A 12,050-nucleotide genomic window follows, 5' to 3' on the forward strand; every position below is an offset into this window, starting at 1 on the left:
TCTGCCATTTCTTCTTGAGTGCCATCGCTTCTGAATGATGCCCAATGGAAAGGCGGGCCTACGTTGACCCGCTCGAATAGGATACCCATGCCGCCTCGCCTCGAGAGATACCATCAAGCCGCTTCCTTGAATGCGGCGCGATAGCGCGCGACCAATTGCTGAGTTTCAAGTGTTGGAAGCCTGAAAAAGTTCGATATGTGTCTCACTCGGCCGACCAATAAATTGAATTACTTACAAGATCTAACCGAACACATTTTACAGGTCGTCTTACACCGACGGCTTCATGATAGGCTCGGTGATGGCGGCGACCACCTTTGCGTCGTCGACATATTTGCCCCAGATCGTGGCCATATTCTTGTTGGTCCAACCAAGATGTCTGCGATCTCGTCGTCGCCCGGTCCGGCACCTTCGCATCATCGAAGCGCGAGCGGCGCTCATGGGACGAGCCGCGGCAGCGTGACAGCAATGCGCAGGCCGGGACCTGTATCCTCGACGGCAATCGTGCCACCGTGAGCAGAGGCTGCAGCTGCGACGAGAGTTAGGCCTAGTCCGTTTCCAGGCGTCGTCCGGCTAGCCTCGGCGCGAAAGAAGCGGCGCAGCAATTGCGGGCGTTCGGAAGGTGAGACGCCCGGGCCGTTGTCACTGATGGTCAGGCAGGCAGTGCCATCCTCTCCCATGAGTTCCAGACGGACGGAGGTACCGCGCGGTGTATGGATCCGGGCGTTGTCGAGCAGATTGGCCACGCTCTGGACGAGAATTCCACGGTCGCCCCACACTGCGATATCGGGCGCGATCGTCCAGTCGAAGAAATGGCCGCTGTCGGCGAAAGCCGATGCATAGCCGCTGGTGATATTGTCGACATCGGTGCTGAGGTCGACCCGAACCATGTAGTTCTCCAGTCCGCCGCCCTCGACTTCGGCGATGCGCAAAATGGCGGTGAACAGCCTGAGAATCTCATCGAGCAGTTCGATCGCGCGTTGCTCGGCGCCTTCGACATTGCCGACGAGATCGAGCTGGTTGCGCAGGCGCAATAGCGGCTTGCGCAGATCGTGCGCGACGTCGCTCGATACCTGCCGCAGGTTCTCCATCAGGCCGTCGATCCGGTCGAGCATGGCGTTGAGGGCGAGCGAAACCTCATCGAATTCGTCGCCGTGCTTGCCGACCGCAATGCGCCGCTCGCCTTCGCCCGCCACGATCGCGCGCGCGGTCCGGCTTATGCTGCCGAGCCGCGTGCGCAGATAGCGCCCCAGCATCAGCGCCGCACCCACGCCAATGACAAGAATCGCAATGAAGGTCACTGCAAAGACCGCCAGGATCGTTCGGTCGATTGCGTCGACCGCTTCCAGATCGAGCGCGACGACCAGCCGGCTGCCATCGCTGAGCGCCATGGCCTTTGCGCGACCTTCCTCCCACTCTCCCGCCAGATCACGGAATTGGACGAGGCTGTAGCCGATAGGCGGCCGGGGGATATCGAGGCTGCCGCCGATCCTGCGCCCGGCGCGATCGAACAGCGCATAGGCGAAATCCTGCCTCGTGCGCAGTCGGCCGCGCTCCTCTAGCTCATGGATCAATCGCCGGCCCAGGCCTTCGTTCGCAAGGTCTTCCATCTCCTCAGACAACACCCCGTCGCGTTGCTGGCGGAACTCGGCATCGGCGACGAAGAAGATGGCCGTGCCCAGCAGTAGAATCGCAAATGCGAAGGCGGCAGCGTAACCGAAGGCGATGCGGTATGCTGCGCTCCGCCAGAGGTTATGCATTGGCACGCATTCGATAGCCTTCACCGCGTACAGTCTCGATCGGGTCGTCTGCGAAGCCTTCGCGCAACTTCGAACGCAGGCGGCTGAGATTGCTGTCGACGATGTTGGTCTGCGGGTCGAAGTCGCAGCCCCATACGTGTTCGAGGAACATGGCGCGGGTCACGACGTTGCCGCCGTTTCGCATAAGCAGTTCCATCATGGCGAACTCTCGCGGCTGTAGCGGGAGTTGCTTGCCGGCGCGCGTGACCTCGCGCCGGATGAGGTCCATCGCAACGTCACCGACGTCCAACCGCATAACGGGCTCGTTCGCCGGACGCCTACGCATCACGGCTGTCAGGCGGGCCAGAAGTTCGCTGAATGCGAAGGGCTTGACGAGGTAGTCGTCCGCCCCGGCGTTGAGGCCATCGACACGGTCGGCTACCCCGCCTTTCGCCGTGAGCACCAGGATCGGCGTATCGATCTCCGCCGCGCGGAGCCGGCGAACCACGTCGATCCCTTCGATCCCGGGAAGCATGCGGTCCAGCACGATCACGTCGAACTCTTCCGTCAGACCGAGACGAAGCCCGTCACGGCCATTGGCGGCACGATTCACGGCATGGCGCATCTCGACCAGGCCCTGCTCGATGTAGCCGGCGATCTCCTCATCGTCTTCGATCAGCAGAACGCGCATCGGAACACACTCCTGTTCGGCGGCGGCGGCGGCCCGGCCGATCATGGTCAGACGCACGCAAGCATTTCCGCTCTTAGCCTCGTAAAGCCAAACGCCAGATTGGGGTTAGATTAAACATTTCCAACAATTGGCCGATGTAACCGAACCGTCACATACGCTTCCTAGCGCACCTACACGCCGCTGGGGGGCGTCGGAGTTCATACTGATGGAAAAGGGTTTTGGCTCGCTCGCGCGCAGCGCGGGTGTGAGCGCAATGGCGCTCGTCCTGGGCATGCTGAGCACGACGGCTCATGCCGACGCCGCCGCCGATGCCGAAAGCGGCACCGCGCCTGCAACGGGTATTGCCGAAGGCTCGGACATCGTCGTCACTGCGACGCGCGCCAACGAGATCGCGCCGGCCACTTCCTCGCTCGAAGCGCGCCAGCCGCAATCGATCGTCAGCCGTTCGCTGATCGAGGATTCGCTGCCCGCCACGGCCGACTTCGACCAGATCGCGCTGATCACGCCCAGCGTGTCGAACTTCGGCGGCAACAACGGCATCGGCCTCGGCGAATCCAAGGCGCAGATCCGCGGTTTCCAGGACGGTGAATACAACATCACCTATGACGGTGTTCCGTTCGGCGACACCAACGACCCGACGCACCACTCGACGACCTTCTTTCCGTCAAACACGATCGAGACGATCGTGGTCGATCGCGGCCCGGGCAACGCCAGCCAGCTCGGCCAGGCCAGCTTCGGCGGCAACATCAATCTGTTCAGCCGCGCTGCGCGCGACGATTTCGGCGGCCAGCTCAAGGCGAGCTACGGCAGCTTCGACACCTGGCTGCTGCGCGGGCTGCTCAATACCGGCGCGATCGACGCGCTGGGCGGCACCAAGCTGGTGGTGACCGGCCAGTACGTCGATACCAACGGCCGTTCGAGCCATTCGCCTTACAAGAACTACAATCTTTTCGCCAAGGCAGTGGTGCCGGTCTCGCCCGACGTGACGCTCACGCTGTTGGGCACCTACAACCACAACAAGTTCAACCAGCCCGACAAGGACGGCTCGACGCTCTATCAGCAGTCGCTCTACGGTAAACATTTCAGCCTGAACGACGATCCGACGACCGAGCAGTATTTCGGCTACAACCACACGACCAAGACGACCGATTTCGAGATCGTCAAGCTCGAGGCGCAGATCGCCCCGGGCAGCACCTTGGAAAACCGCGCCTATACCTACTATTACGACAACGAGACGCTTTCGGCCAACGACGTCACCGTCTGGGATAAGAGCACGCTTTCGACCACGCTGGCGGATGGCAAGACGAAAGTCGCCGGTGACGTGCCCGGCTACACCAAGACCAACAAGTACCGCGTCTATGGCGACATCGCCAAGCTGAAGGTCCAGCTTGCGCCGATCGCGACGCTGACCGTCGGCGCCCAGATCGAATGGAGCCGGACCTATCGCCAGCAGACCGACGTCGACCTTACGACCGGCGGCTTCAACTATGTCGAAAAGGCCGTGACCGCGCCGCCGCCGCCGGCCATCGCGACCAATCCGGGCGAGAAGACGCCGCAGTACATCAAGTTCGATCAGAACAGCCAGGGCAACAACGCGGCCGAATTCGTCGAGCTGGAAATCAAGCCGGTCCCCGGGCTGTCTATCACGCCGGGCTTCAAGCACGTCGACTACAACCGCAAGATCTTCGCGCGCTGGAACCAGACCACGCGCTATGCGCAGAACCTGACGAACACCTATGACGCCAACCTGCCGTTCCTCCAGGCCAACTGGCAGGTCTCGCCGCAGCTCTCGTTCTACGGCGAATATGCGCGTGGCTTCCTGATCCCGTCGCTGACCTCACTCTATGTCGCGAACCCCAGCTTCTCCAACGTGGTGCCGGAGCGGTCGACCAACTACCAGGCCGGTTTCGTGTTCCATGGCGATCATCTGTCGGTCGACGCCGACGTCTATTCGATCGATTTCAAGAATAAGTTCGCCAGCACCAACGATCCCGTGTTCGGCACGGTCTGGACCAACATCGGCGGTGCGCTCTACCAGGGTATCGAAGGCCAGGTGACCTATGCGGTGACGCAGGACCTCGGCATCTTCGCCAACGGTTCGCTCAACCGCGCGATCGAAAAGACCACGCGGCTCCAGGTGGGCCAGGCGCCCAAGTACACGGCGGCCGGCGGCGTGATCGTCAAGCACGGACCGATCCGCTTCTCGCTGATCGACAAGCTGACCGGGCCGCAATATGCCAACAGTCCGACCGTGCCCGGGCCCACCGACAGCGCAGCGACGACCGCGCAGAACCGCGCGCTCTATTTCGCCTATCGGATCAAGGCCTACAATACGGCGATCCTGGCGGCGAGCTATGAGATCGGACCGTTCCGCGTCGGCGTGGAAGTGACCGACCTGTTCAATTCGCAGAACGTGGTCACCATCACGTCCACCGGCAAGACGGCGCTGAACCAGATCGGCCTGCCGCTGAACACCAATTTCGACCAGTACTATTACCAGCCCGGCCGCGCGGTCAGCGGCGACATCACGTTCACGTTCTGATGCGCCGGCCCGAACTCGCGCTCGCCGTAACGAGCATCGCGCTCCTCCTCGCCGTGCCGGTCGCGGCGAAGGAGGACCATGACACTGACGACGTGAGCCTGCTCACCGCCGCCGATCTCGATCCGGCAAAACTGCTGCCGGCCCCTCCGGCGGCGGGCAGCGCCCAGGCCCAGGCCGAACTGGCCGAATTGCACACGATCGAAACCGCGCGCAGCGAAACGGACGTCGCCGCTGCCAAGCACGACAGCGAGACCAAGAACGCCTCTATCTTCGCCGAGGTGCTGGGACCGTCGTTCGATCTCGCCAAGCTGCCGGCCACGCGCGAGATGTTCGAAGCCGTCCGCGAGACCGAAAAGGATGCCGCCAATCGCGGCAAGGCCGAGTTCCGCCGGCCGCGGCCGTGGATCGTCGAGGACACCCTCAAGACCTGCAGCCGCGACGACGAGCCCCTGTCGAGCTACCCGAGCGGCCACACGACCATGGCCTATTCGATGGGCGCGGTACTGGCGCGCCTAGTGCCGGCAAAGGCGCCGGAGATCATGGCCCGCGCCGCGGTCTACGGCCAGAGCCGCATCGTCTGCGAACAGCACTTCCGCAGCGATGTTACCGCTGGCGAAGCACTAGGCCTGATCGTCGCCGAACGCCTGATGGCCAAGCCGCGCTTCCAGCGCCTCTTCGAAGCGGCCAGCCGCGAACTCAAGCAGGCGGGGCTACTTTGAGAAGCCGCTGAAGCGGACGCTCGCCGCGGGCCAAACATTGGAAATCGTTAAGTGTTTTGCGAGGCGGATCGTCCCTAGCAGGACGGTCCGTTCCGCGAGCCTGCACAGGCACACCAGAGGCACCGGGGATTGAACAGGGCGAAGACCTACCGCGGATTCCGCGTGGCCGCGGTGCTGGCGGGCTGCCTTCTTGCAGCCCAGGCGCCGCTCGCGCGAGCGCAGGATCGTGACGATGACGACGATGATGACGATGTCCGGCCGAGCAGCGCTCCCGCGGAGATAGTCATCACCGCGCGGCGCCTGGACGCCGCGCGCGCCGACATCGAACCCGATCTGGGCGCTTCGACTTTCTCGCTCTCTAACGAAGCCATCGAACGCCGACCGGCAGGCGAAACCGCCAGCCTTGCCCAGGTCATGCTCCAGATGCCCGGCGTAGCGCAGACCGGCAAAGGCCAGATCGGCCTGCGCGGCTCGCAAGGTGGAATCCAGTATCGCATCAACAACGTGATCCTGCCCGACGGGATCGACGACCTGGGCGAACAATTGAGCCCGCGCATGGCCGACAAGATCCAGCTGATCACCGGCGCCTTGCCTGCACAATACGGCCTGCAGGTCGGCGGCGTCGTCAACATCACCACCAAGAACGGGCTCTACGGCGAAGGCAGCCAACTGGAGCTTTACGGCGGCGGGGCCGGCCAGATCGAACCCGCCGTCGAGATCGCCGGCGCGTCGGGATCGACGAGCTATTTCGCAACGGGCAGCTATCTGCACGATGCGGTCGGCATGGCTTCGCCAAATGGCGCGCACAAGCCCGACCACGACCGCACCGACCAGTTCGAGGGGCTGACTTTTCTCGATCATGTGATCGACGACGCGTCGCGCGTCTCGCTGGTTGCCGGCCTTTCCGACGAACGCTTCGAGATTCCGGAAAATCCGAAAGTCGATCTCAGCGACCCGGCTCAGGTATCTTCCGCCAATCCAATAGACGCAGGACGGCTGTACCAGCGCGATTTCTACGGTGCGCTGAGCTATCTGCGGTCGGAAGGGGCGAGCACGATGCAGGTCTCGGTCTATGGACGCTTGTCGCACAACACATTGCGTTCGGGAGCCAGCACAGGGGTCTTCCAGACCGGGCTCGGCGGAGAGACGACGGAAGATGGCGCAGCCTTGGGTGTCCAGGCTGAAGGAGCGTTCAAGCTCGGTGCGCAACATACCCTGCGCGCGGGCGGCATCGCCAGCTACAACCGCCTGCACAGCCGGCTTGATGGTATCGCCCTGTCGAGCGTTGCGCCGACCGTGGTATCCTTCGCGAGCGTCGACCGCGTTCACCGCGATGACGCCAGCCTCTTCGTTCAGGACGAATGGAAGCCAACCGACCGCCTGACGCTCAACTACGGCCTGCGCTTCGACCGCATCGCCGGCTTCGTCGACGGAAACGCCTTCGGGCCGCGTGCGAGCCTCGTCTGGTCCGGCCCGCAGGGCTTCACGCTGCACGCCGGCTATGCGCGTTACCTCGTCGCACCGAACCTGTTTGCCGGCTCACACGCCCAGGCTCTAGCCGCGGCGAGCGGCGGACGAGCGGGCGAATCCGGCGCTCCTCTCCGACTCGAGCGGGACAATTATTACGACGCCGGGCTGCAGCGGAAGATCGGCGAGTTCACGATCGGCCTCGATGCCTTCTGGCGCGATGCCGACAACTTCCTGAGCGAAACCCAGGACGGCTCGCCGCTGCTCGCGAAACCGTTCAACTACCGCAAGGCGCGCATCCGCGGCGCCGTGGTCAGCATGACCTATGCCAACGGCCACCTGTCAGCCTGGGCCAATGCCACCCTCACCCAAGCCAGAGCGACGGGCCTGGTTTCCGGACAAGCCTATTTCCCGCCCGCAGCTCTGGCCCTCATACAGAACAATTGGGGCCGCCCGGAAGGCACCCAGCGCCTATCCGGTTCGACCGGAGCCACCTATTCGCTCGGTGCGCTCAGCCTGAGCGCGGAGATGCTCTACGGCAGCGGCGAGCCCCGCGCTCTACGCGCCAGCAGCCTGCAGCCCTCATCCTTGCCGGGCTACGTGCAGGTGAACCTGGCCCTCACCTGTCGCCTCGACGGCTTGCGGCACCACCCGCTCGACCTGCGCCTCGATGCGATCAATCTCTTGGACCGACGATACGAAATCAGCGACGAAAGCAAAGTGGGGCTCCCGCAATGGGGGCCGCGGAGAGCGATATTCGTTGGCGTCGAACAGTCCTTCTAGGCTGCGTGGACGGCCTCGCGTCCGGTTGTGGTAAGTCGTCGTAGTCTTCTGGCTCAGCATCATCCTCGCGGCGGTGTGGTCTGCGTTGCAGGCAGGGTAGACTCGTGTGTGCACGGTGGGGGTTCTGGAATAGTCGCGATAATCGGGCTGTCGAACAGCGACGGAGCGCGCTAGGAACACGCCGTGCCAGCAGAAAGTTCACGCGGCCTTGAATCGGTCTACCGCTTGCATCGCGGCGAGTTACTTCGCTTCCTGACCGCGCGTACCGGAGATCCCGGCGAGGCCGAGGACATTCTCCAGGAGGTCTGGTTTCGGCTGCACCGATCCGCTGATGCGCCGGTGGCCAACGCCCGCGCCTATCTTTTCCGGGTGGCGCAAAACCTGGTTGTGGACCGGTTGCGCGAGCGGCAGCGCAGAATGAAGCGGGAGCGGCTCTGGCTGGAGGAACATGCCGCCACGGCGGCATCGGGCGAGACGTTGGATCCCGGCCGGAATGCCGAGGAAGCGCTCCTGGAAAAGGAAGAAACCGGCCTGCTGGCCGCGGCAGTCGAGACCCTCCCGGAAGGAGCACGCCGCGTGTTCGAACTGCACAAGCAGGAAGGCCTCAGCCATGCCGAGGTGGCAATGCGCCTCGGTATTTCGAAAAGCGGTGTAGAAAAACACATGGCCGTCGCGATGAAATATTTTCGCCGCGCCTTGCTGGACTGAGGTGGCCGGGCATGCTTGACGTCTCTTGCGCGGCCACGACACTTCAGGGACATTCCGGGGCATGACGGCAAGGCCTGCAATAGACGAGCACCTGCTCGACGAAGCCGAGGCCTGGCACGGCGCGCTCGAGCTCGCCGACGCCGATTGGGATGGCTATACGACCTGGCTGGAAGCCGACCCGCTTCATCGCGAGGCCTTCGACGCGGTGGTCCTCACCCATCGGATTGTCAACGAACGCGTCGGCAACCTGGAAAAGCCGGCGCCGATCGAAGAACCGGCGGAAGCCGGCACGCGCGGCTGGCCCAGGCGATGGTTCTACGGCGCCGCCGCTGCGGCCGTGGCGCTTGCGCTAGCCGTCCCGGCGATCTGGCTGCGTTCGAGCGATACCGTCTACGCTACCAAGCCCGGCGAAACGCGTCAGATCGCGCTGGCGGGCGGAATCAACGTCGACCTCGCGCCGGCCAGCCGCCTGATCCTGGCCGATGGAAGCGCCAAGGACCTCGAACTGTCACGGGGCGAGGCGATTTTCACCGTGGCGCATGACCCTGCGCGCAAGCTCTCGATCAAGGCCGGCGAATATGTAGTGGGCGACATCGGTACGACTTTCGCAGTCAACGTCTCCACCGAGACTGTGAAAGTCGGCGTTGCCGACGGTCGTCTGACCGTCATGCCGAACGGCGGCGAGGCCGCCAGTGTAACGGCAGGGCAACAGCTGATCGCCTCGCGGACAGGCGGGACTATGCAGCTGAGCTCGGTCGCTTCGACAGACGTGGGCAGTTGGCGCAAAGGAAGACTGGTCTATAGCGACACGCCCCTGGCGGTCGTTGCCGCCGATATTTCCCGCTACACGGGCAAGACCATTGCCGTCGATCCCGCTATTGGCTCTCAATCCTTTTCCGGGGTTCTCGCGATTGGCGATGGTTCCAAGCTTCTTTCCAGTCTGGCAGATCTTACGGGCCTCACCTACCAGGAGGAGGGCAATCGCGCTCGCCTGGGCGCTTCTCCCGCTCGCTGAAGCACTGGTTTCGCCATCGGCAGCCTATGCGCGCGAAACCGAGTATCGCTTCGACATACCGGCCGGGCCGGTCAGAGCATCGCTCGAGAAAATTTCCCAGACGAGCGGCATCTCGATCGGCTGGCCTGGTGACCTCCCGTCGTTCCGAGTGCCCGCGCTACGCGGCTCGATGAGCATTTCGCAGGCGGTCGGCAAGCTTCTCGCCGGCAGCGGATGGCAAGCGCGGCGAGCTGGTTGGAGCGCCTTCCGCATCGAACGCGAGCCGGTCTCCCGGCGAGCATCCTCCCACCCTTCCTCGCCTCCGCCGCCTGCACGGACGGCCACAGCCGTCCAGCCGCCTGCCCAGGACATCATCGTCACCGGGCACAAGCGGCAACAACGCCTCAACGATGTCCCCATGTCCATTTCGGTTGTGCCATTGACGCAGGGCACGAGCGACGGGCTCGCGATGGGCAGCCGCGAGGTAACCTACGAGGTCGACGGCCTGACGCTCACCAATCTTGGCCCCGGACGCAATCGCCAGTTCATCCGCGGTGTCGCCGATAGCGCTTTCAACGGCCCCAGCCAGTCGACAGTCGCCGTCCAGCTCGACGAAGCGCGCATCACTTTCGATGCTCCCGACCCCGATCTGCGTCTGGTCGACATGGAGCGGATAGAAGTGCTCAAGGGGCCGCAGGGTCCGCTTTACGGATCGGGTGCGCTCGGCGGCATATATCACATGGTCACGCGCAAACCCGACCTGTCCGCTCCCGCCGGCGAAATCCGGGCGATCGGCGAGGCCGTCGACCACGGCGATCTGGGCTGGGGCGGCGAAGTTACCTTCAATCTGCCGGTGGTGACCGACAGGCTCGGGCTGCGCGGTGTCGCCTATTCGGTGCGCGCGGGTGGCTGGATCGACAACATCGGCCGCAACCGCAACGCCAACGGCACGGCAACCGACGGCCTTCGGCTCGCCCTGCGCTGGCAACCGGCACCCGAATGGACGCTCGATGTGGCCGGCGCGCTGCAGGACATCAATTCGAAGGACAGCCAGTACGTCATGGCTCCCGAAGAGACGGCCCGGACCAATGTTCGAATTCCCGAGCCGACGGACAACGATTTCAAGTCGCTCTCAGCAACCCTGCAAGGTCCGGTCGGCGCCCTCAAGCTGCTCGCGACGTCGAGCTATGTGAACCACGAAGTCAGCTACACGCTCGACTCCACGGACTCCTCCGCGGACTTCGGCCTTTCGGGCGCCTCGCGCTTCGATAGCGACAGCAAGTATACGATCATCAATCACGAATTGCGCCTGACACCCGCCGCTTCCTCGCTATGGCTCATCGGCGTCTCCTACCTGCACGCGCACAGCCATACGATCGGCACGATCGAAACCGCTACGGACCGCCTGACGGTCGAGGCGCTGGATCGCTACACCACCGAATTTTCCGTCTTCGGCGAAGGCACCATTCCGCTGTTCGATCGGCTGAGCGCGACGGCGGGCGCCCGGTTGTTTCGTTCGATTGCCGAAGACGAAACCTCGGAGCAACACGGCCTATCCTCGGACCGGGTCACCAAGACGATCCTCTCTCCAAGCCTTTCACTTGCCTGGACGCCCAATCGGCAGACGCTCGTCTACTTGCGCTACGCCCGCGCGCTTCGTCCCGGCGGCCTCGCACCCGCGGACCAGCCGGGCGCAAGACGCTTCGAGGCAGATCACCTCTCCACCATCGATCTCGGCCTGCGGTACGCGGCCGCAGACCGTTTCACCGCGAACGCGAGCCTCTTCTACACCGATTGGTATCACATCCAGTCCGACTATCTGCTGGCCAACGGGCTGATCTCGACGCGCAATGCGGGACACGGACGCATTCTCGGCATCGAGGGCAGCCTCGAATGGAAGCCTGCGAAGGGCCTGCAGGTGACTTTCGGCGCAACCTACACCGACGCTCTGCTCCTTAGCACCGAGAACAAGATCGCGATCGACGATCGCCGCCTGCCGGTGGTCCCCGACCTGACGGCACGCCTCGCCGTTCGATATGGCTTCGGTGTCGGGCCATGGAAGGCGGACATCGGGATGCAGGCCAACTACGTCGGCAAGGCCCGATTGACCTTCGATCCGGATCTCGACCGCCAGATGGGAAATTACCTGCCAGTTTCGGCTAGCGCGACCATCGCGCGCGATCGCTTGCGGCTGAGCGTCAGGCTGGACAACCTGTTCGACATCCAGGGCGACACCTTTGCCTTCGGCAACCAGTTCTCGATCATGAACTCGCAGCAGTACACGCCGTTACGCCCGCGGACCTTGACGCTGTCGATAGCGAGATCCTGGTAGCTGCGGCGCTGGACCTCAGTCGCCGAAGATTATCTCGAAGAAAATTTGTGCACCGGAACTGAGGTGCCGCCCAGCCTT

8 protein-coding genes are annotated in these 12,050 nt (G+C 63.7%); 6 read left to right on the plus strand and 2 right to left on the minus strand.

The genetic code is table 11. The features are described 5' to 3' along the window. Positions 1–434: 434 nt before the first annotated feature. Positions 435–1,757 (minus strand): HAMP domain-containing sensor histidine kinase, encoded by a 1,323-nt coding sequence (locus KRR38_RS09710; protein ID WP_217407189.1) that lies wholly within the window; start codon positions 1,755–1,757, stop codon positions 435–437. Next, complete coding sequence (locus KRR38_RS09715) at positions 1,750–2,484, minus strand: response regulator transcription factor (protein WP_309141008.1); 735 nt, start codon at positions 2,482–2,484, stop codon at positions 1,750–1,752. The genes KRR38_RS09710 and KRR38_RS09715 overlap by 8 nt, the downstream gene beginning before the upstream one ends. A gap of 148 nt (positions 2,485–2,632) precedes the next feature. Between KRR38_RS09715 and KRR38_RS09720 the strand changes: the two genes are divergently transcribed. The 6 genes from KRR38_RS09720 (at position 2,633) to KRR38_RS09745 (ending at position 11,972) form a co-directional block, all read left to right on the plus strand. Further along, positions 2,633–4,969, plus strand: a complete 2,337-nt coding sequence (locus KRR38_RS09720; RefSeq protein ID WP_217400959.1) for a TonB-dependent receptor — start codon at positions 2,633–2,635, stop codon at positions 4,967–4,969. Further along, on the plus strand, positions 4,969–5,688 hold the full coding sequence (locus tag KRR38_RS09725) for a phosphatase PAP2 family protein (RefSeq protein WP_217400961.1): 720 nt from the start codon (positions 4,969–4,971) through the stop codon (positions 5,686–5,688). Before KRR38_RS09720 ends, KRR38_RS09725 begins: the two co-directional genes overlap by 1 nt. A gap of 129 nt (positions 5,689–5,817) precedes the next feature. After that, positions 5,818–7,938 (plus strand): TonB-dependent receptor, encoded by a 2,121-nt coding sequence (locus KRR38_RS09730; RefSeq protein WP_217400963.1) that lies wholly within the window; start codon positions 5,818–5,820, stop codon positions 7,936–7,938. Between the two features lie 183 nt (positions 7,939–8,121). Beyond that, entirely contained in the window at positions 8,122–8,646 is a 525-nt protein-coding gene (locus KRR38_RS09735; RefSeq protein ID WP_217400965.1) for an RNA polymerase sigma factor, read from the plus strand. A gap of 61 nt (positions 8,647–8,707) precedes the next feature. Then, positions 8,708–9,661, plus strand: a complete 954-nt coding sequence (locus KRR38_RS09740; RefSeq protein WP_217400967.1) for a FecR domain-containing protein — start codon at positions 8,708–8,710, stop codon at positions 9,659–9,661. Between the two features lie 4 nt (positions 9,662–9,665). Next, positions 9,666–11,972 (plus strand): TonB-dependent receptor domain-containing protein, encoded by a 2,307-nt coding sequence (locus KRR38_RS09745; protein ID WP_375293456.1) that lies wholly within the window; start codon positions 9,666–9,668, stop codon positions 11,970–11,972. The last annotated feature ends 78 nt before the right edge of the window (positions 11,973–12,050 follow it).

The organism is Novosphingobium sp. G106 (genome assembly GCF_019075875.1).
GTDB lineage: Bacteria > Pseudomonadota > Alphaproteobacteria > Sphingomonadales > Sphingomonadaceae > Novosphingobium.

Excerpts from the sequence above, each read along its gene's own strand:
- KRR38_RS09740 (WP_217400967.1), top strand. The coding sequence starts at position 8,708 with ATGACGGCAAGGCCTGCAATAGACGAGCACCTGCTCGACGAAGCCGAG.
- KRR38_RS09720 (WP_217400959.1), top strand. The coding sequence starts at position 2,633 with ATGGAAAAGGGTTTTGGCTCGCTCGCGCGCAGCGCGGGTGTGAGCGCA.
- KRR38_RS09725 (WP_217400961.1), top strand. The coding sequence starts at position 4,969 with ATGCGCCGGCCCGAACTCGCGCTCGCCGTAACGAGCATCGCGCTCCTC.
- KRR38_RS09710 (WP_217407189.1), bottom strand. The coding sequence starts at position 1,757 with ATGCATAACCTCTGGCGGAGCGCAGCATACCGCATCGCCTTCGGTTAC.